The sequence below is a fragment of the Hyphomonas sp. genome, assembly GCF_041398385.1.
Classification (GTDB): Bacteria; Pseudomonadota; Alphaproteobacteria; order Caulobacterales; family Hyphomonadaceae; genus Hyphomonas.
Genome location: NZ_JAWKUW010000009.1, coordinates 68,454 through 91,268, shown reverse-complemented (window position 1 = coordinate 91,268; position 22,815 = coordinate 68,454). Strand labels below are relative to the sequence as shown.

At 64.8% G+C, this 22,815-nt stretch carries 22 protein-coding genes; 16 read left to right on the top strand and 6 right to left on the bottom strand.

From position 1 onward, the window contains the following. Window positions 1-1,691 (bottom strand): DEAD/DEAH box helicase (locus R3C13_RS14370; RefSeq protein WP_371311529.1); only part of this gene is annotated, 1,691 nt, incomplete at its 3' end. A 100-nt stretch (window positions 1,692-1,791) separates the two neighbouring features. Here R3C13_RS14370 and R3C13_RS14365 point away from each other — a divergent pair. Then, window positions 1,792-2,490 carry a hypothetical protein gene (locus R3C13_RS14365; RefSeq protein WP_371311528.1) on the top strand — a complete coding sequence of 233 codons (699 nt, stop codon included), beginning with the start codon at window positions 1,792-1,794 and terminating at the stop codon, window positions 2,488-2,490. Between the two features lie 8 nt (window positions 2,491-2,498). On the opposite strand, the gene R3C13_RS14360 is transcribed toward R3C13_RS14365, so the two are convergent. Next, the gene (locus R3C13_RS14360) at window positions 2,499-4,052 is read right to left on the bottom strand and encodes a serine hydrolase domain-containing protein (RefSeq protein WP_371311527.1); all 1,554 of its coding nucleotides are present in this window, start codon (window positions 4,050-4,052) and stop codon (window positions 2,499-2,501) included. A gap of 184 nt (window positions 4,053-4,236) precedes the next feature. Here R3C13_RS14360 and R3C13_RS14355 point away from each other — a divergent pair, with 184 nt between their 5' ends. The 6 genes from R3C13_RS14355 (at window position 4,237) to R3C13_RS14330 (ending at window position 11,974) form a co-directional block, all read left to right on the top strand. After that, on the top strand, window positions 4,237-6,741 hold the full coding sequence (locus R3C13_RS14355) for a glycoside hydrolase family 9 protein (RefSeq protein ID WP_371311526.1): 2,505 nt from the start codon (window positions 4,237-4,239) through the stop codon (window positions 6,739-6,741). Between the two features lie 87 nt (window positions 6,742-6,828). Next, a complete protein-coding gene (locus tag R3C13_RS14350; protein ID WP_371311525.1) occupies window positions 6,829-7,317 on the top strand; it encodes a hypothetical protein in 489 nt (162 codons plus the stop codon). 37 nt (window positions 7,318-7,354) lie between these two features. Further along, a complete protein-coding gene (locus R3C13_RS14345; RefSeq protein ID WP_371311524.1) occupies window positions 7,355-8,383 on the top strand; it encodes a ligase-associated DNA damage response exonuclease in 1,029 nt (342 codons plus the stop codon). A gap of 61 nt (window positions 8,384-8,444) precedes the next feature. After that, window positions 8,445-9,668, top strand: coding sequence for a trypsin-like serine protease (locus R3C13_RS14340; protein ID WP_371311523.1), 1,224 nt, complete (start codon window positions 8,445-8,447; stop codon window positions 9,666-9,668). After that, the gene (locus R3C13_RS14335; protein ID WP_371311522.1) at window positions 9,665-10,306 is read left to right on the top strand and encodes a hypothetical protein; all 642 of its coding nucleotides are present in this window, start codon (window positions 9,665-9,667) and stop codon (window positions 10,304-10,306) included. Before R3C13_RS14340 ends, R3C13_RS14335 begins: the two co-directional genes overlap by 4 nt. A gap of 66 nt (window positions 10,307-10,372) precedes the next feature. Further along, on the top strand, window positions 10,373-11,974 hold the full coding sequence (locus tag R3C13_RS14330; protein ID WP_371311521.1) for a cisplatin damage response ATP-dependent DNA ligase: 1,602 nt from the start codon (window positions 10,373-10,375) through the stop codon (window positions 11,972-11,974). Between the two features lie 63 nt (window positions 11,975-12,037). Here the strand turns inward: R3C13_RS14330 and R3C13_RS14325 are convergent, their stop codons facing one another. After that, entirely contained in the window at window positions 12,038-12,388 is a 351-nt protein-coding gene (locus tag R3C13_RS14325) for an HU family DNA-binding protein (protein ID WP_371311520.1), read from the bottom strand. 126 nt (window positions 12,389-12,514) lie between these two features. On the opposite strand from R3C13_RS14325, the gene R3C13_RS14320 reads away from it, so the two are divergent. From R3C13_RS14320 to R3C13_RS14285, 8 genes are all read left to right on the top strand, one after another. Then, window positions 12,515-13,273, top strand: a complete 759-nt coding sequence (locus R3C13_RS14320) for a hypothetical protein (protein ID WP_371311519.1) — start codon at window positions 12,515-12,517, stop codon at window positions 13,271-13,273. Window positions 13,274-13,291: 18 nt separating this feature from the next. Continuing rightward, window positions 13,292-14,128 (top strand): mechanosensitive ion channel family protein, encoded by an 837-nt coding sequence (locus tag R3C13_RS14315; protein WP_371311518.1) that lies wholly within the window; start codon window positions 13,292-13,294, stop codon window positions 14,126-14,128. Window positions 14,129-14,159: 31 nt separating this feature from the next. Beyond that, the gene (locus R3C13_RS14310; protein WP_371311517.1) at window positions 14,160-15,275 is read left to right on the top strand and encodes a mechanosensitive ion channel family protein; all 1,116 of its coding nucleotides are present in this window, start codon (window positions 14,160-14,162) and stop codon (window positions 15,273-15,275) included. Beyond that, window positions 15,268-15,618 (top strand): hypothetical protein, encoded by a 351-nt coding sequence (locus tag R3C13_RS14305; RefSeq protein WP_371311516.1) that lies wholly within the window; start codon window positions 15,268-15,270, stop codon window positions 15,616-15,618. Before R3C13_RS14310 ends, R3C13_RS14305 begins: the two co-directional genes overlap by 8 nt. An 80-nt stretch (window positions 15,619-15,698) precedes the next feature. Beyond that, window positions 15,699-16,598, top strand: coding sequence for an SDR family oxidoreductase (locus R3C13_RS14300; RefSeq protein WP_371311515.1), 900 nt, complete (start codon window positions 15,699-15,701; stop codon window positions 16,596-16,598). Window positions 16,599-16,643: 45 nt separating this feature from the next. Continuing rightward, window positions 16,644-16,859 carry a hypothetical protein gene (locus tag R3C13_RS14295; protein ID WP_371311514.1) on the top strand — a complete coding sequence of 72 codons (216 nt, stop codon included), beginning with the start codon at window positions 16,644-16,646 and terminating at the stop codon, window positions 16,857-16,859. Window positions 16,860-16,905: 46 nt separating this feature from the next. Then, the gene (locus R3C13_RS14290; RefSeq protein ID WP_371311513.1) at window positions 16,906-17,292 is read left to right on the top strand and encodes a hypothetical protein; all 387 of its coding nucleotides are present in this window, start codon (window positions 16,906-16,908) and stop codon (window positions 17,290-17,292) included. A gap of 56 nt (window positions 17,293-17,348) precedes the next feature. Beyond that, window positions 17,349-18,074 (top strand): hypothetical protein, encoded by a 726-nt coding sequence (locus R3C13_RS14285; protein ID WP_371311512.1) that lies wholly within the window; start codon window positions 17,349-17,351, stop codon window positions 18,072-18,074. A gap of 6 nt (window positions 18,075-18,080) precedes the next feature. On the opposite strand, the gene R3C13_RS14280 is transcribed toward R3C13_RS14285, so the two are convergent. Continuing rightward, window positions 18,081-18,677, bottom strand: coding sequence for a TlpA disulfide reductase family protein (locus R3C13_RS14280; RefSeq protein ID WP_371311511.1), 597 nt, complete (start codon window positions 18,675-18,677; stop codon window positions 18,081-18,083). 127 nt (window positions 18,678-18,804) lie between these two features. On the opposite strand from R3C13_RS14280, the gene R3C13_RS14275 reads away from it, so the two are divergent. Then, a complete protein-coding gene (locus R3C13_RS14275) occupies window positions 18,805-19,806 on the top strand; it encodes a hypothetical protein (RefSeq protein WP_371311510.1) in 1,002 nt (333 codons plus the stop codon). Window positions 19,807-19,809: 3 nt separating this feature from the next. On the opposite strand, the gene R3C13_RS14270 is transcribed toward R3C13_RS14275, so the two are convergent. Further along, a complete protein-coding gene (locus R3C13_RS14270; protein WP_371311509.1) occupies window positions 19,810-21,612 on the bottom strand; it encodes a toll/interleukin-1 receptor domain-containing protein in 1,803 nt (600 codons plus the stop codon). A gap of 58 nt (window positions 21,613-21,670) precedes the next feature. Further along, window positions 21,671-22,807, bottom strand: a complete 1,137-nt coding sequence (locus R3C13_RS14265; RefSeq protein WP_371311508.1) for a zinc-binding dehydrogenase — start codon at window positions 22,805-22,807, stop codon at window positions 21,671-21,673. Between the last annotated feature and the right edge of the window lie 8 nt (window positions 22,808-22,815).

Genomic DNA, 22,815 nt, shown 5'->3' with positions numbered 1-22,815 from the left:
CCGCCACGAGTCCGCAATCCCCCCTCCGACCGCTTCGCGGCCACCTCCCCCGCAAGCGGGGGAGGATTGCCACCCACGAAACTGGCCATCCGCACCGAGAGCATCGGGGATTCCACGATGGCGCCGACATTCATGCGGTGGGCCTGCGCATCCTTCGGCGTGCGCGCGACCCAGAGCCCGTCCGGCCGGCGCACGATGCGGTGGAAGCGGTCATAGGTCTTCAGCGCATAGCCGCCATTGGCGACGAAATCGACGATGCGTTCGAACGTCTCCCAGTCGAGATCGCGATAAGGCCCGGCCCGCACGATTTCCTCATAGAGGTCCGCCAGCTCGAACCCGTCGCCGCAGGCCCGGCCCATGATGTGCTGGGCGAGGACGTCGAGCGCCCCGGTGCGCAGGCCCTCCCCGTCGATCTCACCCGCCTCGACCGCAGCCTCGGCGGCGCGGCATTCGAGGATTTCGAACCGGTTGGTGGGCACCAGAACGGCGCGGCTTGCCTCGTCCATGCGGTGATTGGCGCGGCCGATGCGCTGGATAAGGCGCGCGGCGCCTTTTGGCGCGCCCATCTGGACGACGAGGTCCACCTCGCCCCAGTCGATGCCGAGATCGAGCGTGGAGGTGCAGACGACCGCTTTCAGCTTGCCCGCCGCCATCGCGGCCTCCACCTTCTCGCGCTGTTCGCGCGCCAGCGAGCCGTGATGCAGCGCGATGGGCAGGCCATCCTCGTTCACGTTCCAGAGTTCCTGGAACATCAGCTCCGCCTGGCTGCGTGTATTGACGAAGACGAGCGTCATGGTCGCCGCCTTGATCGCCTCATAGACTTCGCCCACGGCAAAGCGGCCGGAATGCCCGCTCCACGGGATGCGCTCGCGGGAGATGAGGATGTCGACCTCGGCAGAGACGCCGCCGTCAGCCGTCAGGATGCGGACGTCCCGACCATCGCCCCGCACATCCAGCCAGTCGGCCAGCCCCTGCGGGTCGCGCACGGTGGCCGAGAGGCCAAGGAAGCGGCACTGCGGTGCCCAGTGCGCCAGCGTGGCGAGGCCGAGGGAGAGAAGGTCTCCCCTCTTGGAGGCGGCGATCGCGTGGCTCTCGTCGATGATCACGCATTTGAGGTCTGCGAAAAATTCCTTTGCATGATCGGAGGCAATGAAGAGGGCCAGCTGTTCGGGCGTGGTGAGAAGAATGTCCGGCGGGGTTTTCCGCTGGCGCTGGCGCACATGCGGCGGGGTGTCGCCTGTGCGTGTCTCGATGCGGATAGGCAGGCCCATCTCTTCCACCGGCATCATCAGGTTTCGCTGCACATCAGTCGCCAGCGCCTTGAGAGGAGAGATATAGAGCGTGTGGAGAGCGGGCCTTCGTCCTCCCCCGCTTGCGGAGGAGGTGGCCGCGAAGCGGTCGGAGGGGGCCCTATCCGCACGTCCGACGTCTGCCCCCTCGAAGTCCCCCCTCCGCCCTTCGGGCACCTCCTCCGCAAGCGGGGGAGGATGAGAGAGTTCGATCAGGCTGCCGAGGAAACCGGCGAGCGTCTTGCCGCCACCGGTGGGCGCGATCAGCAGCGCGCTCTCGCCTGCAAGGGAGGCTTCGGCGAGCTGAAGCTGGTGCGGCCGGGCCTGCCAGCCGCGCGCACCGAACCAGCCTGCGAAAGGCTCGGGCAAGGTAAATGCGGGGAGGCGCGCGCTGTCGGGCATGGGATTCCATTAAACTACAGCAAGACACGATGTTTCCGTCTTTTTTTCCAGCCCCGATCGGTCATGGTTGCTGCCGGACCCTGCTTCCGGAGACTGCCACATGCCCCGCTTGCCCCTGACCCGCCTTGTCCTTGCGGCCCTTCTGCCTGCTTGGGCGGCCCTGCCTGCGCTGGCCGGCACCCCGCTGGAAGATGCGCGCAAGGCCTCGGAGGACGGGCCGCTCTATGTCTTCGACGTGACCTTCCAGGACGACACGCTGGACCTGAAAACCAAAGTCGACCCGTCACAGCCGGAGGGCAGCCGCCTCACCGTCGTCTCGCCGGACGAAAGCACGCTGGACAAGGAAGCGGCAAAGCGGGTCGCGCGACTGAAGGAACACACCAAGGGCGATGTCTGGTGCAGCAATTTTGCGAGCAACATTCCGGACGATGCCGAGCTTATTTCAGAATCGCAGGCCGAAGCCACCTACACATTCCGCCCTATTCCGGACGAAGGCGATGACGACATGGCCAAGGCCTACAAGCACCTCACTGGCCGCGTCACCGTCTCCAAGGAGACGCCTGTTATCACCGCGTTCGAGATGTTCAACGAAAAGCCGTTCAAGCCGATGCCGGTGGCAAAGGTCAACACGTTCCGCATGAAGGTCGCGTGCGCCTATGCCCCGGACGGGCGCACCTATATCCGCGAAATGACGCTGAACATCGCCGGCTCAGCCATGATGCAGAAATTCTCGCAGAATGAACACCGGCAGATCACGGGCCTGACCGCCCTGCCCGAAACGGCGAGCGGCCAGAAATAACCTGCGCCCTATTCGGTGCGGCCGTATTTCTCCAGCACGTCGGCGCGGATCTTGGCCTGCGCCTTTTCGCTGCGCGCGCGCTTCTCCTCGATCAGGGCTTCGATCTCGGCCTCGATGGCTTCGTTCTCGGCGATGACGGCGTTGCGCTCGTCTTCGGCGGCCTGCAGGGCCAGCAGCGTGTCGCGGGTGAAGGCGTTGATGTCGAACCGTGTGCGGCCGATCGGGTCGAAGCCGCGGCGCACGATGATGGTGTTCATGCCGGGCACGATGACGACATACTGGCCGCGATTGCCGGCCATGTAGAAGGTGCCTTCCGGCACGCCGGGGGCATCGTTCATCAGCCAGAACTGGGCGCCGTATCCGGGGCCGTCTTCAGGCTGGGACGGGGCCGGCGTGCGCACGAACTGGGCCCAGCCTTCGGGCAGGAGGCGCTCATTGCCCCACATGCCATCCTGCAGGTAGAGCTGGCCGATGCGGGCGAGGTCACGCGCCGTGGACCAGACCTGGCTGGAGGAAATGAAGTCGCCGTTCCAGTCGACTTCGAGCGTCGTGTGCATGGCGCCGATCTTGTGCAGCAGCTGTTCGTACGGGAAGCGGTGGAACGCGTTGTCGTCGTCCAGCGCTTCGCGCAAGGCGCGCATGGCGATGACGGTGTCGTTGTTCGAGTATTTCCAGCGCGTGCCCGGCTCGGCTTCCATCACGCCGGAGGCGGCCTGGTCGACGACGCGCCCGCCGCCGAAATACAGCCGGTCGGTGCGCGAGCCGGACTCGCCGCTGTCGAGGCCGCTCGCCATGTGCAGCAGGTTCCGGATGGTGATGTTGCGGCGCGGGTCGGCGCCGGAATCCCACGCTTCGATCACGGCGGGATAGTCGATGTCGATCTTGCCCTGGCGGCGGGCGACGCCGAGGATCGTGGCGGTCAGCGACTTGGCGGCCGACCATGTGCGCTGGGGCGTTTCATGATCGATGCCGCGGGCATAGCGCTCGGCGACGATCTGGCCGTCGCGCACGACGACCACGGCGCTGGTGCGGGTGCCGTCGCCATAGGTGCGCTCGTCAAAGGCGAAGGAGACCGGGATTTCGAGGCGCTCGGCCTCTTCCGTCCGCAGGCTGACCTTCACATTGGAGCCGATGGCGCTGCCGCGGTCTTCGCGGGGGCTGTCCGGCCAGCTGGCAAAGTGCGGCAGGAAGTCGACCATGCTTTCGTCGGAGCCCGCCGGCAGCTGGGTGCAGCCGAAGCCCGGCCGGTAAGCGGCGATGCGCGGCGGCATCGCGGTGTCGTACTGGACCGTCACGATCTTGCGGCCCATGTCGATCTTCGGCGGCGGCAGGCGGTCGAAATCGCGCTGGAAGTCCGGATAGATGCCGTCGAGGTCGGTATTCTGGATTTCGGGCAGGCTCATGCCGGCGACGAAGGTGTCGGAGCAGACGAAGCCCGCCTTCCAGCCCGCCGCGAGGGATTTGTCCATGATGTCCGTATTGCCGCCCTCCTGGGCCATGGACGGCAGCGCAACAAGCGCCAGCGCGGCTGTGGAGGCGAAAACGGACCGGACAAAACGCATGACATGACTCTCCCTGGACGCGAGCCAGTCTATGCACAGGCGTTCGTGTCGCAAGTATGGCGATTCAGTTGGCCAGCTGCACGAGAACGTGATCCGAAAGGCCTTGCGTAGCGGGAATTGTTTGCGCTAACATTTTCTGGGGCGCAAACCAGAACACAAAAGCTGCGCCGGAATGGAGGAAACGATGACTCACCGGCGCTTTGGCCTGAAATCCGCCTGCCTGTCGCTGGCGGCGCTCGCCATGGGGCCGGGCGCCGTCGCGCAGGAAATCACCGAGGGCGAGTATTTCAGCGAGCCGGGCGCCGACCTTCTGGTCTTCTCCAACTGGTATGACGGCCTGTTCGCCGACGCCAAGATTTCCGGCGTCGAGCTGATCCACCACGGCATCCGCACGGTGACCAATGGCGATGTGCGCCTCGAAGCGACGCCGGGCCAGTGGGAAATGATCGGCAGCTTCAAGGAACGCCGCGTCGACCGCGAAGCGGGCGTCATCGAGGCCGATCTTTCCTATACAGATGCAGGTTTCGACTACACGATCCGGGTGGAGCGGGATAACGGCGCCTATGTCATCTCCGTCAATTCGGACGCGCCGGTGCCGGAGAGTCTCGCCGGGAAGGCGGGCTTCAACCTTGAATTCGTGCCGTCGGCCTATGGCGGCAAGGGCATCCTGGTGGACGGCCAGCCCGCCATCCTGCCGGATTACCCGGCCAGCGACATGACCCCCCGCCCCGGCGGCCCGCGCCCTGACGGCGCAGCCGCCGATCCCCTTCCCCTTGCCACCGGACACGCCTTCGTGCTTGCCGCGGGCGACGCAGACCATGCCGTCAGAGTCTCCTCCCCTGACGGCACGATCGCGCTCTATGACGGGCGCGATCAGGCCAGCAATGGCTGGTTTGTCGCCCGCGGCATCCTGCCTGCCGGCAAGACCGGGCGCCTGCTGGAATGGCGCTTCGATCCTGCTGTACAGGCGGACTGGGTGCGCGCGCCGGTCGTCTCCTATAACCAGCTCGGCTACACGCCGGGTCGCAACAAGGTGGCGATGGTCGAACTCGACCGGCGTGCCGGGCCGCCCGGCATGATGCGGCTGATCCGGCTCATGGACGATGGCAGCGAGCATGAAGTGATGAAGGGCTCGCCACATGTCTGGGGCGATTACCTGCGCTACACCTATGCGAGCTTTGACTTCTCCGCCGTGCGGATGCCGGGGCTTTATGTGCTGGACTATGACGGCCAGCGCTCGGAGGCGTTCCCGATTTCCGAGACGGCCTATGACACGGCGTGGCACGCGACCAATGATGTCTTCTTCCCGGTACAGATGGATCATATGTATGTGAACGAGGCCTATCGCGTCTGGCATGGCCCCGCGCACATGGACGATGCGCTGCAGGCGCCGGTGAACCATGAGCACCATGACCTCTACGCCCAGGGCCCGACGACCGACACGGCCTTCGCGCCGATGGAGCATATTCCGGGCCTGAATGTCGGCGGCTGGTTCGATGCGGGCGATTTCGACATCCGCACGCAAAGCCAGTATGGCACGGTGCGGGGCCTCGTGGCGGCGTGGGAGCGCTTTGCCCCGGCCCGCGACACGGTGAAAGTGGACTGGACCCTCAATCGCGCCGACATCCATGTGCCGGACGGGGCGCCGGATATCCAGCAGCAGATCAAGCATGGCACGCTGCAGCTGCTGGCCCAGTTCGATGCGGTCGGCTTTGCCATTCATGGCATCGTCGCGCCGGACCTCGATCAGTACACGCACCTGGGCGACGCGGGCAGCAAGACGGACCGGTTCGTCTATGACGCCAGCCTCGCCCCCGGCGAAGCAGTGGATGGAAAGTCAGGCGTGCCGGATGACCGCTGGGCCTTCACCAGCCGGTCGAGCGCGCTGCAATACGGCGCCGCCGCCGGCCTTGCCGCCGCTTCGCGTGCCCTGCGCGGCTATGACGACGCGCTCGCCGACAAGGCACTGGCGCAGGCGAAGGCCACGTTCGCAGATGAGATCGGCCGCGAGCCGGACCTCTATCGCTGGGGCAATACGACCGGCGGACCGCTGGAGGCCGAGCGCCTGCTGGCGGCGGCCGAGCTGTTGAAGGCGACGGGCGACAAGCAGTATGCCAAGGCCGTCAATGACGGGTATGCCGACGCCGAACCCTTCTTCGGCTTCACGGCGTCAACACTCATCTCCCTCCGCCCGCTGATGGACAAGAAATTCGACAAACGCCTGAAAGCCAGCGCCGTGAAATGGGTGGCGCAGCAAAAAGAGGCCCGCGCCGACAATCCTTTCGGCGTGCAGATCACGCGGGGCGGCTGGGCCGGGTCCGGCGGGGTCATCGGGTCAGCGATCACGGCGGATGCGATCCATGCCGCCTGGCCCGAACTGGTCTCGAAACAGCAGGTGCTGGATGGCTTCGACTTTGTCCTCGGCCGCCACCCGGCGCACAATCTTTCCTTCGTCTCCGGCGTCGGGGCGCAGTCGAAGAAGGTGGCCTATGGATCGAACCGCGCGGACTTTTCCTTCATCGCGGGCGGCGTGGTGCCGGGCGTCCTGATCCTGAAGCCGGACTATCCCGAAAACCGCGAAGACTATCCCTTCTTCTGGGGCGAGAACGAATATGTCATCCCGCTCGGCGCGACCTGGATCTATCTTTCCAAGGCTGCGGCGGAACTGGCGAAGGAAGAGGCCGACTGACGCCCCTGCCCGGCAATTCCAACGACCGTCTTCGTCGCCCGTTTACCGCCATTAAATAGGGTCGCTGCGGTATTGGCGGGGGATGATGTGCCGGACGAAAAGCAGATCCTGAAATTTCGCGACCGGATGCCTGTGCCGCTGCGCGCCATTCTGGCCGGGATCGGCGTGTTCGTCGTCCTGATGCCGTTCTGGGAGCTGCGCCGCCTGTTCTGGCCGGTGACACCGTTCACCGCGATTGCCGCCGTGTTCGCGCTCGGCGCTGCAAGCGTCGGCGGTGCGTTCATTCTTGGCGGTCTCTACGGAAGGAACGTGTTTTGGACGATCCGGCCGGGGCGTATCCGCATCATCGCCCGGTCCTTTATCGGACGTCCGCGCATCCTGACCTTCCAGCCGAAGGACGGCACGCGCCTGGAAGTGGAGGAAGACACATCTTCCGACGGGCCGGACTATTGGCGCGTCACGCTGATCGATACGGACGGCAGGCGCTTCAGGATGGGCAAGCACGCCTCCCCGGCCGGGGCTGAAGCGGAATACAGGCAGGTCACCCGCCTCTTCAACAGCCGGGCGGCGGCCTGAGCTTTCTCCCCGGCGAAGTGCGCCCTAGATTGGGGGGATGCTTCGCCCGGACCTCCTGCTGCAGCCGACGCCGAAAGGGCTTTATTGCCCGCCGGGGGATTTTTATCTCGATCCGGTGCGGGGCGCGGTGGACCGGGCGGTCATTTCACATGGCCATTCGGATCATGCGCGCGGCGGGCATGGTGCGGTGCTGTCGCATCCGCACACGCTGGCGATCATGGCGGCGCGCTATGGGGCGAATTTCGCGAAATCCACGCAGGCGCTGGAATATGGCGAGGTCATCGACATCAATGGCGTGTCGGTCTGGCTGACGCCGGCGGGGCACATTCTGGGCTCGGCCCAGATTACGGTGGAATACAAGGGCCTGCGCATGACGTTCACCGGCGACTACAAGCGCCGGGCGGACCCGACCTGCGCGACCTTCGAGCCCGTGGATGGCACCCACGTCTTTATCTCAGAAGCGACGTTTGGCCTGCCGGTGTTCCGCCATCCGCCTACGGAGCATGAGGTCGGCAAGCTGTTGCAGAGCCTGGCGGACTTTCCCGACCGCACGCACTGCATCGGCGCCTATTCGCTGGGCAAGGCACAGCGGATCATCCGGCACCTGCGCCTGGCGGGGCATGACGCGCCCATCTACATCCATGGCAGCCTCGAAAAACTGTGCGCCGTGTATGAGGCGGCCGGCGTGCCGATGGGAGACCTGCGCCCGGCCACGATCGACGACACGTCGAAAGCGGCGCGGGAGGCCTATCGCGGGCATGTCGTCATCGCGCCGCCCGGCTCATTTGAAGGCAAGTGGAGCCACCGTTTCCCCGATCCGCTGGTCGGGTTCGCGTCCGGCTGGATGAGCGTGCGCCAGCGCGCCAAGGCGAGCGGGGTGGAGCTGCCGCTGATCATTTCCGACCATGCCGACTGGGACGAGTTGACCGATACGGTGCGGGAGGTGGACCCCCACGAACTCTGGGTCACTTATGGCCGCGAGGACGCGCTCGTGCGCTGGGCGGAACTGGAAGGCCGGCGGGCCCGGCCGCTGCGTCTGGTCGGGTATGACGAAGAGGCCGGTTGACCCCGCGCGGGTGGCAGGCCTTAACTGCGCCCGGTAAGGTGTTCCAGAAGGGGATGTCGAGATGAAACGCCACCTGTTGATCGGGTCAGCCCTCATGATGCTGGCTGCCCTGCCGGCCTGCGATGCGGTGAAGGTGCCGGGTTTTAATCCGGTTGAGCAAAAGCAGGACGAAACCGTCCAGCCGCCCGAAGACGTCGCCGTCGATGCCGGTCAGGACCAGATCGGGCCGGATGCGGGGCCGTCCGACGAGGCACCGCCGGAACTCCTGCCCGAAGACGGGACGGAAGACACAACGCCGACGGTGGACCGCGATTCCGGCGACGGTGAAGTCAACGACACCACCTCCGACGATCAATCTTCAGACGCGGATTCCGACGGCGAAGCGGGGGAAGACACGGCCTCCGCCGACACGGATACACCGGTCGTCACGCTCGCCTCGATCAATGCGATCTCTTGTGGCCTCGAGCCGGACGACACGCCGACGCCGACGGTTGCCTCTGTTGCCGGCGCAACGGAACTCGCCGAACCGACGGTTGGCGCCTCTGCTGTGAACGCCCTCGCTGCCAGCCTCGTGAACTTCCCCGGCATCGTGAAGCTGGAACCACGCAAGCCGACCGAATCGGGCGGGATCTCCAGCGGCCATTGCGGCGCCACCCGCATCTCCGAAAACTGGCTCGTCACCGCCGCCCACTGTGTGGACCAGCCCTATGACGAGCTGCGCATCATCGGCGACGCGGAAAACCTGCGCTCGCCACTGGCGAAGATCACAGAGGGCCAGCTGGCCGTCTGCCATGCCGGCTATGGCGGCACCGCCAACAGCTACGCCAATGATATCGCCCTGATCCGGCTCGACGCGGACGAGGTCGCCGCGCTCGGCGATGTGCCCATCGCGCGCTATGGCGATACGCAGAAGGCGCTGGCACCGGCCAATTACCCGACCGCCGACATGGCCGGATGGGGCATCACCAGCTTCGGCGGCCAGCTCTCGCCCGACCTGCTGGCAGCGAATATCCGCATCAACTCGACCGGCCCGGCAACCATTTATGTCGCGAGCCAGGGCGGCGCCGGCCCCTGCGTCGGCGACAGCGGCGGCCCGCTCTATGTGACGGAAGAGGACGGCTCGAAGACCGTCGTCGGCGTCCTGTCGGTGGTCGAGCAGAACCGCACGACCGGCGAATTCTGTGCCGGGGACTATAATGGACGTTACACAAATCTTCAGGGTTACGAGGACTGGATGGCGTCCGTCATGACCCTGTGTGAAGCCGATCCGGAGACTTGCCGATGAAACGCACCCTCACCGCTGCTGCCCTGCCCCTGCTGGCCCTGGCGCTGTCCGCCTGCGAGACCGATCTCGGGCAATACAATCCGCTGGCCACCCGCGCGCCGGCCGAACCGGCGGTGACGGCGCCCGCGGAGCCTGCGGCCCCCGCTGAGGAACCGGACGTGCTGCCGTCCGAGGCAATCGACTATGACATGCCGGTTGGCGGGCCGAACACGATCAGCCTGTCGGTGACGAGCTGTCTCGACGGCTGCCCGGTGGTGAATGTGCTGCTGGACCCGGACAATTACTGGCAGCGGACGGCGGAAGATGGCGTCATCTCCGGACAGGGCCGCGACGGGCTGTATGATGATGTCGGCAATACCTTCCAGTCGCAGGGCTTCTACGCCTTCCAGGGCACGCTGGACATCCTTGAGGGCAATCCCAGCACCTGCCCTGACTATTACGATGCCGGCCAGATCTTCTTCATCAATCTTGCGCGTAATTCCGCCAGCCGCCGGATCAATTTCGATTCGGCCTGCGGCGGCTCCGCCTCGGCCGACGGCGCAGCGGATGCGATCAACACGCTGGTGTCGATGCGCGATTTCATGGATATTGTGTCCGGGACCGTTCCCGAGGAGGACACCATGGGCGACGAAGAATAGACTTCCCGAGACTTTCCGACCCTGCTGCGCTGGCCCGCCACTGGCGGGCCACGCTATATCTGCCGCATGCAAGCCTTTGCCGAACTTCTTGAGCGCCTCATCCTGACGCCGTCGCGCAACGGGAAGCTGCACCTGCTGAAATCCTATTTCGAGCACGCGCCGGACCCCGACCGGGGCTACGCCCTTGCCGCGATCACCGGCGAACTGGACCTGAAAAGTATCAAGGCGGGCGCCATTCGCGGCCTGATGGAAGAGCGGATGGACCCGGTCCTGTTCGGGCTCTCCTATGATTATGTCGGCGACCTCGCCGAAACGGTGAGCCTCGTCTGGCAAGGCCAGCACGGGACAAACCGCTCGCCTCCCCTTGCCGAAATCGTGGAGACGCTGGAGACGGCAACACGCGCCGAGGCGCCGCGCCTCGTGGCGAACTGGCTGGACGGGCTGGACGTGACGGGGCGCTGGGCGCTGCTGAAGCTGATCATGGGGGGCCTGCGCATCGGCGTCTCGGCGCGCATGGCCAAGACCGCGCTGGCGCAGATGGGCGATGTCGACGTGACGGAGATCGAAGAGATCTGGCACGGGCTTGCCCCGCCCTATGAGTCGCTGTTCGCCTGGCTCACCGGGCAAGGCGAGCGGCCGTCGCCGGATATTGCCGCGCCGTTCCGGCCGGTCATGCTGGCCCATCCGCTGATCCCGAAATCGGAGCGCGATGCGCCTGACGCCGTCGACCCCGGACTGATCACGCCGGAGAATTTCGCAGCCGAATGGAAATATGACGGCGTGCGGGTGCAGGCCTCCTCAGAGCGCGGTATACGGAGGATCTATACACGGACGGGCGACGACATTTCCCACAGCTTCCCCGATGTGCTGGCCGCGATGGATTTCGAGGGAACGCTCGACGGCGAACTGCTCGTGCGCGGCGAGGACGGCAACAGCGTCGCGCCGTTCAATGCGCTGCAGCAGCGGCTCAACCGCAAGACGGTCACCAAGAAGCAGATGGACAGCCACCCGGCCTTCATCCGGGCGTATGACCTGCTGCATGACGGCGGCGCAGATCTTCGCAGTCTGACCTTCCGGCAGAGGCGCGGCGCGCTGGAAGACTTCGTCGGCCGGCATGGCTCTGCCCGGCTCGATCTTTCGCCGCTGGTTCCGATCAGCGATCTTGCCGCGCTGGACCGGCTGCGGATGAACCCGCCGGCACCGGAAATCGAGGGCCTGATGCTGAAGCGCTGGGACAGCCCCTACCTGGCAGGGCGCCCTGCGGGACAATGGTACAAGTGGAAGCGCGACCCGTATCTGGTCGACGCCGTGCTGCTTTACGCCCAGCGTGGTCATGGGCGGCGCTCCGGCTTCTATTCCGACTTCACTTTCGGCGTCTGGAAGGACGATAACCTGACGCCAGTGGGCAAGGCCTATTTCGGTTTCACGGACGAGGAGCTGAAGGAACTCGACAAATTCGTCCGTGCCAACACGATCGAGCGCTTCGGGCCGGTGCGGTCGGTGACGCCACAGCTTGTGCTGGAAGTCGCCTTCGAGGGACTGCAACGCTCGCCGCGCCATAAATCCGGCATCGCCATGCGGTTCCCGCGCATCAACCGCATCCGCTGGGACAAGCCGGCGAACGAGGCCGACCGGCTGGAAACGCTGGAAGCGCTGCTGTCCGAATAGGCCAAGAGAAAAGGGCCGGACGTTTGCACGCCCGGCCCCCGAAGTTCAGGACTTCGTCTGTGATCAGACGGATTCCTTCAGTTCTTTTGCGACGCGGAAGGCGACCTTCTTCGAAGCCTTGATCTTGATGGCTTCGCCCGTTGCCGGGTTGCGGCCCATGCGGGCCGGGCGCTTGCGCACTTCCATCGTGCCAAGGCCGGTGAAGCGGACCTTCTCGCCTTTCTTGAGGCGTTTCGTCGTGCGCTCGACAAGATCGTTCAGCACGGCTTCAGCCTGCTTCTTCGTCATGCCGTGAGCGTCGGCGAGTTCAGCTGCCATTTGGCGCAGCGTAACGGTGACAACTTTTTTAGCTGCCGGCGCCGCTTTTGCGGCCGGTTTCGCAGCGGCCTTCTTGGCCACGGGTGCTTTTGCCATGAGCAAATTCCTCTGTTTGGACTCATATGAGTCGGCAGGCGAATAGCGCAAAAAAGCCCGCCTGCCTTGCTTTTTTTCAGTTGCGGCCAATTTTCTTTACAGCCGAATGCCTCAAGGAATTGGTTGATGAAATCTTACCTTCCGCTTGCCTGCCTGGTCGTTGCGCTGGTCCAGCCCTTTGCCGGCGCGCTTGCGCCTGTGCTCCACTTCGGTACGCCGATCGGGACGGCGACGCGCGGCCTTGGCGCGCCGGAACAGCCGCTGCCGGTCTTCTTTTCGATCTGGAGCCTTATTTTTGGGGCTTTTCTTGCTTTTGCGGTGATTTTCTATCGCAGGCGCGAAGCCTGGATGGCGCGGATCGCAGCCCCGCTGACGCTGGCAGGTCTTGGCAATATCCTGTGGATGCTGAGCGCCCAGCTGATCGTTTCACAGCTTGTGGATTTCGTGCTGCTGGCGCCTATCGGGATCGCCGCGTGGCTGTCTGCCGCACGGTTCGACCGCATGCGCGGCATGGGCGGAAGCCCGGAAAAACTTGTCGCGGACGCCGCGACGGGGCTGCTGTCCGGCTGGATTCTGGTGGCGGCCGCCATCTCCGTGCCGCTGGTGATTCGCGGTTTCACGACACTCGGCGCAACCGACCTGCCCTGGCAGATGCTCTGGACATCCCTCGGCATCGCAGCATTTGGCGCCTGGATGTTTGCGCGCTATGTCAGCCGCAGCCTCTGGTTTTTCGCGGCCCTTGCCTGGGGCCTTCTCGGCATTGTTGCCAATAACTGGATCGGGACCGGCATGGGGTGGCTTGCCATCATGACCGGCGTGACGGGGATACTCGTGCTGGCGCTGCGCATCTTCCGCGGCGCCGACGGCAGCCGCATCCCGGCCTGATCTGAACGGAGTAATCCCATGGACCTGTTCGCCAATATCGATTGGAACGCTGCGCTTGAAGAATACTGGCCGGTGCTGCTCGGCTACGGCCTGAAGGCCGTCGGCGCCCTCATCGTCCTCATCCTCGGCCTGCGCGTCGCCGGGTGGGTTGCCGGCACCGTGCGCAACCTGGCCGTCAAGCGCCCGAACATCGACGACACGCTGGGCAGTTTCTTCGCCTCGATCGTCCGCTGGATGCTGACTGCGGCGACGCTGATTGCGGCGCTGCAATTGTTCGGCGTGCAGGCGACGAGCTTCGTCGCCATTCTCGGCGCGATGACCCTGGCCATCGGCCTGTCGCTGCAGGGGGCTCTCGGCAATATCGCGTCCGGCATCATGATCATGCTGTTCCGGCCCTACAGTGTGGGCCAGTATGTCGAGCTTGCCGGCGAAGGCGGCACGGTCAAGGACATCAGCCTGTTCCAGACCATTCTCGCCTCACCGGACAATGTGCAGATCATCGTGCCGAACAGCCAGGCGATTTCCGGCGTCATCAAGAACTATGCAGGCTATCCGACCCGCCGCATCGATCTCGTCTTCGGCATCGACTATGGCGACGGAATCGAGAATGCGATCGGCGTGATCGAGCGGACGGTGAAGGCCAATGCCATGGTACTGGCCGACCCTGCCCCGGTGGTGCGCGTCAACACGCTTGGCGCCAGTTCCGTCGATATCATCGCCCGTCCCTGGGTGAAGACGGACGACTATTGGGAGGCCCGGTGGGCCCTGACGCAGGCCGTGAAGGAAGCGCTCGACGCAGCCGGCATCTCCATCCCCTATCCGCACCAGGTGAACATCAGCAGACAGGCCGGTTGAATGCGCCCGCGGCACATGACAGAAGGCAGGAATGAAGCTGAACATCGACACGACAGGCTGGCCGCCCTGGGCTGCTGCGATTGAACCTTTCGTGGAACGATGGGGCTTCGTGCTCCTGTCGGTCATTGGCATCTGGTTCGTTGCCGCCCTGATCCGGCTCGCCGTGCTGTTCGTCGGCAAGCGCCTCAATCCGAAGAACCGGGAATTCGAAGGCTCGACCTGGGATCTCGCGGCGTCGGTGTCGCGCATCTTTGCGCTGATCATCCTCAGCCCCATTCCCCTCGGCCTTGCCGGGTATGACTGGGAAGCGATTGTCGAGAAGCGCGGGCCGGGCGCGGTGGCCGCCGTCGCCATTCTCATCTTCGCGGTCATCATCGCCAACAGTATCGCCCGCTCGCTGCGCCGGTTCGGCCGCAAGGCCCACCAGCGCGCCGGCACGGACGACACGCTGTTCGCCTTCGCGGCCTCGATGTTCAAATACCTGATCTTCGCGGTCGCCATCGTTTTCGCGCTGACGCAGCTCGGCTTTCCGACCGCGTCGCTGGCGGCGCTGCTGGGCGCGGCCGGCCTTGCCATCGGGCTTGCCCTACAGGACACGCTGAAGGCGGTCGCGGCGGGCATCATGCTGGCGATTTTCCGGCCGTTCCGGATCGGCGATTATGTGAATGTCGCGGGCCTTGAAGGCGAGGTGACCGACATTACGCCCTTCCTCACGCAGGTGAAGCAGATCGACAACAAGATCGTCACCGTCACCAATGACAAGGTGTGGGCGGACCCGCTGATCAACTTCACGCGCCTCACCCGGCGCCGGCTCGACCTCTATTTCGACATTTCGTATGACGACAATATGGACACCGCCCTCGCCCTCGTGAAAGGCGTTGCGGCGGATCATCCGCGGATCCTGGCCAAGGACGAAATCTGGGTCGGCATCCATGCCCTTGCCTCGTCCAGCGTGCAGGTGCGCCTGCGCGCCTTCGTGCCGACGCAGGAATTTATCGACATTCGCGGCGAGATCACCAAGGCCGTGAAAGAAGCCTTCGATGCAAACGGCATCACCATCCCGTTCCCGCACCAGGTCAATGTGCCCTACAAGGGCAAGGTGGATGTGGGCGAAAGCGGCCCCATGAGCGCGCCGGGCGATGACTGAGGCGCCGCCCCCGGCCGACCCGCCTGTTTCCCCACTGCCGCCGGTGACGGCAATACCTGCAAAGCGCCCCCTGCTGCGCCGCCTGTTCGGCATCAGTTTCTGGGGCGCGCTGAAGCTGACCGGTCTCTGCATCCTGGTTGGGTTCTTTGTCATGGCGTCGAATTTCAACCCTTCCCATCCGGACACGAACATTCCGGCCGCGCTGATGGCCGTTGCGAAACAGGCGGCCGCGGCGGCAGGCTGGGCCGTCACCAATTTCTGGAAACCGGCCCTTGCCGGGGCGACGGTGGTGCTGCCGGCCTGGGTGCTCTGGCGCCTCGCGACGCTGCCCTTCCGGAAATAGGCTCTGACGCCACGTCACGGGCTGTGCGGGCCCGGCGTCCGCCCTATGATCTTCCCCATAAACAAATGGGAGGATCCGACATGGATACATCGAAACTCATGTTCCGCGACGGGCTGATGAAGGATGAGCGTATCCTGATTACCGGCGGCGGCACCGGCCTTGGCAAGGAAATGGCCGAAGGCTTCCTGATGCTGGGCGCGGAAGTGCATATCTGCGGCCGGCGCGGCGGCGTCTGCGAGGAGACGGCCGAGGAACTGATGGGCAAGCATGGCGGCAAGGTCGTGCCCCATGCCTGCGACATCCGCGTGCCGGATGCGATTTCCGACATGAACGACAAGATCTGGTCGGCGCATGGGCCGCTCACGGGCCTGATGAACAATGCGGCCGGCAATTTCATTTCGCGCACGGAAGACCTCTCCATCCGCGGCTTCGATGCGATCGCCAACATCGTGTTCCGTGGCTCGTTCTACATGACGCATGACATCGGCAAGCGCTGGATCGAGCAGAAGCGGAAGGGCAACGTGTGCTCCATCCTGACGACCTGGGTGTGGAATGGCGGGCCATTCGTCGTACCGTCGGCCATGTCGAAAGCAGCGATCAACACGATGACGCAATCTCTCGCTGTGGAATGGGGCCGCTATGGCCTGCGATTCAATGCGATTGCGCCGGGCCCCTTCCCCACCAAGGGCGCCTGGGCACGGCTCTCGCCCGATTCCGGGACAAGCAGCATGGAGCGCGGCGTGGCCAACCCGATGGGCCGCGTCGGCGAGATGCACGAGCTGGTGAATCTTGCCGTCCTGCTCATGGCGCCTGGCTGCGAGTATATAAATGGACAAACAATCGCCATCGACGGTGCTATGTATAATGCGTCGGGCGGCAATTTCTCGGCGCTCGCTGCATGGGGCGACGAGCAATGGGATGCGGCCCGCGCCGCCATTGAGGCCAGCAATGCGGAAGACAAGTCGAAGCGGACCGTCTGACCGGCCCGCCAGGCATCAGGCTTCCGGACTTTATGGAGACCCGATATGCGCCTGACGATGTCAATCCTTCCCCTCGCCCTGCTGGCCGTCGCCGGCGGATGCACAAGCGCGACCGCGCCGGACTCCTCCGTCGCAGCGGCGCTGGAAGAGGAGGTGCCTGTGGTCATCGAAACCGTGCGCGGCAACATCATCACCTACCGGAAGCGCATCGCGCTGGTGCTGCTGACCGGAGAGGGCGAAACGCTGACGGCCCGGCGCTGACTTTCCAGAACTTGCACACCGGCAGGGCCGGGGTCATGTAGTGCAGATGAGCCATGTTCGCATCGCGACATTCTACGGCCCGGAAGAGGCCTATTGCGCACGAGGCCTGCTGCAGGCGAGCGGGTTCGATGCCGTCATCCTGAACGAGCATCACCTGAACATGAACCCGGCCCTGCGCGTTGCGCTTGGCGGCTATGAACTCGCCGTGCCGGCCCCGGATGAGACGGCCGCCCGGACCCTGCTCCGGGAAACGACCATGGCACCGCCCCCGGCGGCCGACGATGACCACATCTGCCTGCGGTGCGGCGCGCGGGAACTCGTCCGCCTCAAGAACTGGCTCTGGATCCCGCTGATCGTCCAGTTCGGCATTCCTTTCATTCCTGCGCGACGGAAGCTCAAATGCCAGTCCTGCGGCTTCGTCATGCCCGGCTAGCAAGCGGTCGGCGGAGCGGCTAGGATCGCGGCGCACAACGCATCGGGATCGCGGACATGGCCGACAGCACAGACGGGATTGCGGCACTGGCCCGGCGGCTGGGCCAGATCCGCGTCCGGCATGAAGGCCTGGTCGCGGGCCTCACCGGCTCGGTCGCGTCGGGCAAGACGACGCTCGCGCGCGGCCTCGCCGATGTACTGGATGACACGTACCGTGTGGAAACCATGTCCACAGACGGCTTCCTCTATCCGAACGCTGTGCTGGCGGAGCGCGACCTGACCCTGCGAAAGGGGTTTCCGGAGACCTATGACACGGGCGCCATCGGGGACGCACTGGAAGCACTGGCGCGCGGCCAGGCGGACTTTCCGGGCTACAGCCATGTCACCTACGACATCGACCCGGCTCTCACCCGCACCATCGCGCAGCCGGACATCCTGATCCTCGAAGGCCTCGGCTTCCGCCCGCTCTCGCCGCCGCCGCGGCCCGAGCGCGAGCCGGACCTCCTGATCTATCTCGACGCGACGGAAGACGACCTGCTTGCCTGGTTCCTTGAGCGCTTCGTGCGCCTGTGGAATGCAGCGCGGGAGGACGCCACGTCTTTCTATGCAAACTTCCTGCACATGAGCGAGCCGGAACTTCTGGTGTTTGCGCAGTCCGTCTGGGAGCGGATCAATTTGCCGAATTTGCGCGAGCACATCGCACCGCTGAAGGAACATGCCGACATCGTGCTGCTGAAGGCACGCGACCACACGCTGGCGATTGTCGAAGACAGGCTCGCCTAGCCTGCGTCACTCCGCGCCGGCAAGTTCGTCGAAGAAGGCCAGCATTCCCGGATCGGTCCAGCTATCCGCCTCGATACCGCCGGTCTGTTGCAGCAGGGCAAAGGGTCTGCCGCCCGGCGCATAGAGAATGGTGATCGGCAGGCTCGCCGTCTTGCGCGTTTCGCCGACCGCCGCCAGCATCGTGTCGATGTCCGCACCGGACGCCAGCACCGGGTCAAGCACATCAAGGCTGAGCTTCATGACCGTGCGCGCTACGTCCACCGGCGTATCACGGCCGGCGATGTCGACATTCGCGGCAAGGATCGTGATGCCCTTCTCCGCATAGACCGGCTTTGCGCCGTTGAGGGCCTTCAGCTCGCCCATGCAGGGGCCGCACCAGCTGGCCCAATAGTCGACGATGACCCAGCCATCCTTTGCCGCCTCAAGGCGCGCGCCGAGGTCTCCGCCGATGCCTTCCGGCCAGTGGCTGCCCTCGGGCGCCGGCTCGGCCCAGCCGATGGTCAGGTTCCGAGTCTCTGAAAGCTGCGCCTCAGCCGGCAGGCCAAACGCCGCCAAGCCGAGCGCCGCAGCCTTGAGGCCGGCAGGGAATGAAATAAGCCGCATCTGCATCTCCGCATGGGGCCGATGCAGGATACTCTGCGCACCGGGGCGTCGCAAACCCCTTGTGCTTTGCGTTCCGGCGGGCGAAACCACTCACAAAGCCACGGCCGGCCGGCGGGGAGAGACGTGCGTGATGCAGACAGCCAATCGAGACATGTTCCCGACCGAGGCGACGTTTGCCCTCTATCCGCGTATCCGGAGCCTGCTCGAAAACGCCGCCATTGACGATGCCTTCAAGCGGCATGAGGCGCTGGCCGTGCGCGGAAAGCGCGACTACCACCTGTTCGGCCGCATCTCGATCCTGCTGATCGCGCTCAGCTCCGTCTACAATGTGGCCGAGGGGCTGGTGCTGCCGGTGTTTGCGGGCAGGTTCTATGTCGCCTTTGCGATGGCGCTCGCGGCCGCATTGGGCATCGCGTTGCAGGCCTACATCCTGTTCAGCCATGCAAAGCGCCGTTGGCTGATCAACCGGTTCGCCTGCGAGCGGCTGCGGTCGCTGAAGTTCCAGGCCTACGCCCACGCCGCGGCCGCCGCGTCTGAAGAAGACCTTGCCAGGACGGTGTCGGCGTGGACGTCCGGTGAACTTGTCCGTCTCGAGAATGAGCTGAATGCCGGCATGTCGCTGCTCGACACGTTTGTTCCTGCAAAGGCGCTGATCGCCCCGCCCTCCCCGGAGGCGCCCGGCCCGCTGGCCGCGGACGCGCTCGCAGCCTTCAAGGAACTCCGGATCGCGTATCAGGAGCGCTTTGCCGCCAGCGAACTGCACCGGCTGGGCGAAAACCGGCGCATCCTCAATTCTTCCGCGGACCTTCTCTATCTTTCCGGTGCGAGCCTCGTGTTTGCTTCGCTGATCGCCAAGATCCTGGCAGCGCCTGATATTGGCCGCTGGGCGGACTTCCTGGCCGTCACCTCATTCATTGCCGGCATTTCCAAGACGGTGCTGGAGAATGCGACCCTGAGCGACCCGTCGACAACGCGGTTCGAACGCTACCGGCAGGATATTCTCGATACGTCCTATGCTGCATCAAGCGATGCGGCGCTGGCCGAGACGGTTGTGCGGATGGAGCGGCTCGCCCTCGAAGAGCTCGACGATTTCGCCCGCGCGTCGAAGACGATCAGCTACCGCCTCTGAGCGCTAGCGCTCCGCCCACCATTCGCAGGCGCTGTCGCCCTCTTCGGTGTCGATGCGAAGGTCTGTGTCCTCGCCGCCCGTAAGGGATTTCAGCCGCTCGGCGAAGGTTTCCGCCATGGCATTGCAGGTGTCTTCCGGGATTTCTTCGGCCAGCACGATCATGGCGGCCGACCGTCCCTGCGGATCATAGGAGGCTGTCGCAATATGCTCACGGCCCGGAACACCCTCCAGCGCCCAGTCCGGCACCGGCATGTACTTTTCGGGATTGAGTTCGAACCAGGCCAGGACGGTCCTCGGGACAAAAATTTCGAGCGACAATTCTTCCCCCTCGATCGTCTGACCCGAAGCGGTGCGAACACGCTGATGCAGGCGAAAGGCCGATGTCCGGGACGTGTTGACGCGCACGGTGAATATGCCCGTTTCGCCAGCGGGCACGTCCTCGAAGGCCGGGACGACAGCGACATATCCTTCCCTGTCGGGATCGAGGTAAAGGTCGTAAAAGCCGACACCGACGCCTGCGACCGCGTAGGGGGGCACGTAATTCGATACCCGTGAGCGGAAGGCCAGTTCAATGGGTTCGCCTTCGCTCACATAGGCCAGCGTTCCCATTGCGCAGACAAACTCCAAGTCGCCGAAGCCGCCGGGGAACTGGCTCTCAAGATCGAAGCGGACATGATCGGCGTTACCCTCGATCGCCGTGGCCGTGACCGGCGTGCCGGCGCCCTGCACGATCCGTGTCGGGTCCGCACACGGATCCCACAATTCGACGCCGTCGCGCCAGGCGCGGAAGGACGTTTCATAGTCCGCCTCCGGCGCACCCCAGGACGTGACGGTCAGCACCGGATCTTCGAGCGGACCCCAGCCCTCATTCGCGACGACGATCACCCGGTAGTCGAACTGGTTTTCGCGCACCACCGGCAAGGCCGCCATGTCGGGGTCGGCCGAGATGACTTCGAACTGCAGCTCGCTGACCGGCAGCGCCGTGTCACGCGCATTGTCGACATCGACGCGGATGGAAACGAGGCTGATCGGGAAGACTGCGGAATCGAAGGGAACGCCGGAAACCTTCCGCTCGCTGCGCAAACGCTCCCGGTACGGCAGGTCGGAACGGATGGACAATGTGCCGTCGGCCGAGCGTTCCGCCTTGAAACTGGTCGCCAGCATTGTGCGGGGTGGCGGATACCCGTCATCCTCTTCGACATCGAGCGAGACGGTCGAAGACACCGCCAGCCGCTCAGCCGCGGCAACGGAATTGGGTTTTGGCCAGAAGGTCACGGCGAGGGCGAGGACGGCGAGCGCCGCCGCAAGCGGTGCCATGACACGCGGCGATTTCAGCCGGTCGACCAGGCCCGGCGGATCGACATGCGCGAGGAGGCCCGCAATATCGCGGCGGAACGTGGTGTGGTTGATCGACACGGCATTGTGGCGGACGAGCTGGGCGACGTCTTCGGGAAGATCCTCCGCACGCGGCATGGGCGCGCCATCGACCAGGACCGGAATGATCCGCAGGCCCCGCTTCAGCGCGTTCGACACTTCCAGGCGCACAAAGTCTCCCGGCAGGTCGATCCGGCGCTTGCCGTCCTTCGTCTGAGCATTCAGCCAGTTCGGCCCCATGACCACAATCATGGCGCCCGAGGCGGCAACCGTGTCTTCGATCTTGCGGACAAAATCCTCGCCCGGCGCGACGCTGTCGACATCCATGAAGATGCGGTCGCGGCCGAAGCGCGTCGTCAGGGCGTCATGGATCCGGCCCGCGACATGCGCCGTATCATCCCGCCGGTAGCTGACAAAAATGCCGCGTGCCACACCTTCCCTCCACAGGCGCAGACAATGCGCCTGTCACAGAAGTTGCGCAAGACGGGATTTAACGGCTCGGATCGATCAGGTATTTCTCGCCGGTGGCCTTGGCGTTGTAGGCATGCAGCGTCGGCAGATCGAGCGCTTCGGCGAGCGACAGCGTTTTCGTGTAATGGCTGGCGAAGGTCGTGTTCAGTTCGTCGATCACACGCTTGTACATGCGGGCGCGGGTTTCCGGGGCCGCCTTCTGGAGGAAAGGCGTCAGGAGATAGCCGCTGAGGTTCCACGAGAAGCCAAGGCCGGGCGACACGACGGTCGGCGACAGGTCCAGCCGTCCATAGATATAGACCTGCGTTTCCTGGCCTGATCCGTAGCGGGAATATTCCTTCATCTTGCGGCTGGCGGCTGCCTCCATGGCGACGAGGATCTGCCCGGCGAGCGTGCCGCCACCGATGGCGTCAAAGCCAATGGTTGCACCGGTTTCCATGATCGCCTGGATCAGGTCTTCCATGAATGTCGGCGATGTCGAATTGACGATATGCGTCGCGCCGAGGCCGCGCAGGAGCGCCGCCTGTTCTTCCTTGCGCACGATATTGACCAGCGGCACGCCGTCTTTCAGGCAGATCTTGACCAGCATCTGGCCGAGATTGGACGCCGCCGCCGTGTGCACGATGGCACTGTGGCCCTCGGCGCGCATCGTCTCCACGAAGGAAAGCGAGGTGAGCGGATTGACATAGCAGGAGGCGCCCTGCTCCGCCGTGGTTCCCTCCGGCAGCATCATGCACTGGGCGACGTTCAGGGTACGGTATTGCGAATACATCTCGCCGCCGAGGCAGGTGACCATCTTGCCCATCAGCGCCTGCGCGGCGGGAGAAGATCCTGCGGCGATCACGGTGCCGGCGCCTTCATTGCCGACCGGCAGATCCTGCCCGATGCGGGCCTTCATGGCGCGCATCCCGGCCTCAGGCACCTTCGCGGTGATCGTGGGACGGGCAGCCGTGCCGCCCTGCACCGCCGTCGACATGTCGGCGCCGCCGACGAGAAGGCCAAGGTCAGACGGATTGATGGGCGTGCCTTCGACGCGGACCACGACCTCATTCTCGCCCGGCGGCTTTACCGGCACTTCGGCGAGCGACAATTCGAGTACGCCTTCAGGCGTGATCAGTGTGCGGATCTGCAGGCCGCTTTCGGGAAGGTTTGCCATGGTCGTTT

Excerpts from the sequence above, each read along its gene's own strand:
- R3C13_RS14365 (WP_371311528.1), top strand. The coding sequence starts at position 1,792 with ATGCCCCGCTTGCCCCTGACCCGCCTTGTCCTTGCGGCCCTTCTGCCT.
- R3C13_RS14360 (WP_371311527.1), bottom strand. The coding sequence starts at position 4,052 with ATGCGTTTTGTCCGGTCCGTTTTCGCCTCCACAGCCGCGCTGGCGCTT.
- R3C13_RS14355 (WP_371311526.1), top strand. The coding sequence starts at position 4,237 with ATGACTCACCGGCGCTTTGGCCTGAAATCCGCCTGCCTGTCGCTGGCG.
- R3C13_RS14345 (WP_371311524.1), top strand. The coding sequence starts at position 7,355 with ATGCTTCGCCCGGACCTCCTGCTGCAGCCGACGCCGAAAGGGCTTTAT.
- R3C13_RS14340 (WP_371311523.1), top strand. The coding sequence starts at position 8,445 with ATGAAACGCCACCTGTTGATCGGGTCAGCCCTCATGATGCTGGCTGCC.
- R3C13_RS14335 (WP_371311522.1), top strand. The coding sequence starts at position 9,665 with ATGAAACGCACCCTCACCGCTGCTGCCCTGCCCCTGCTGGCCCTGGCG.
- R3C13_RS14330 (WP_371311521.1), top strand. The coding sequence starts at position 10,373 with ATGCAAGCCTTTGCCGAACTTCTTGAGCGCCTCATCCTGACGCCGTCG.
- R3C13_RS14325 (WP_371311520.1), bottom strand. The coding sequence starts at position 12,388 with ATGGCAAAAGCACCCGTGGCCAAGAAGGCCGCTGCGAAACCGGCCGCA.
- R3C13_RS14320 (WP_371311519.1), top strand. The coding sequence starts at position 12,515 with ATGAAATCTTACCTTCCGCTTGCCTGCCTGGTCGTTGCGCTGGTCCAG.
- R3C13_RS14315 (WP_371311518.1), top strand. The coding sequence starts at position 13,292 with ATGGACCTGTTCGCCAATATCGATTGGAACGCTGCGCTTGAAGAATAC.
- R3C13_RS14310 (WP_371311517.1), top strand. The coding sequence starts at position 14,160 with ATGAAGCTGAACATCGACACGACAGGCTGGCCGCCCTGGGCTGCTGCG.
- R3C13_RS14305 (WP_371311516.1), top strand. The coding sequence starts at position 15,268 with ATGACTGAGGCGCCGCCCCCGGCCGACCCGCCTGTTTCCCCACTGCCG.
- R3C13_RS14300 (WP_371311515.1), top strand. The coding sequence starts at position 15,699 with ATGGATACATCGAAACTCATGTTCCGCGACGGGCTGATGAAGGATGAG.
- R3C13_RS14295 (WP_371311514.1), top strand. The coding sequence starts at position 16,644 with ATGCGCCTGACGATGTCAATCCTTCCCCTCGCCCTGCTGGCCGTCGCC.
- R3C13_RS14290 (WP_371311513.1), top strand. The coding sequence starts at position 16,906 with ATGAGCCATGTTCGCATCGCGACATTCTACGGCCCGGAAGAGGCCTAT.
- R3C13_RS14285 (WP_371311512.1), top strand. The coding sequence starts at position 17,349 with ATGGCCGACAGCACAGACGGGATTGCGGCACTGGCCCGGCGGCTGGGC.
- R3C13_RS14280 (WP_371311511.1), bottom strand. The coding sequence starts at position 18,677 with ATGCGGCTTATTTCATTCCCTGCCGGCCTCAAGGCTGCGGCGCTCGGC.
- R3C13_RS14265 (WP_371311508.1), bottom strand. The coding sequence starts at position 22,807 with ATGGCAAACCTTCCCGAAAGCGGCCTGCAGATCCGCACACTGATCACG.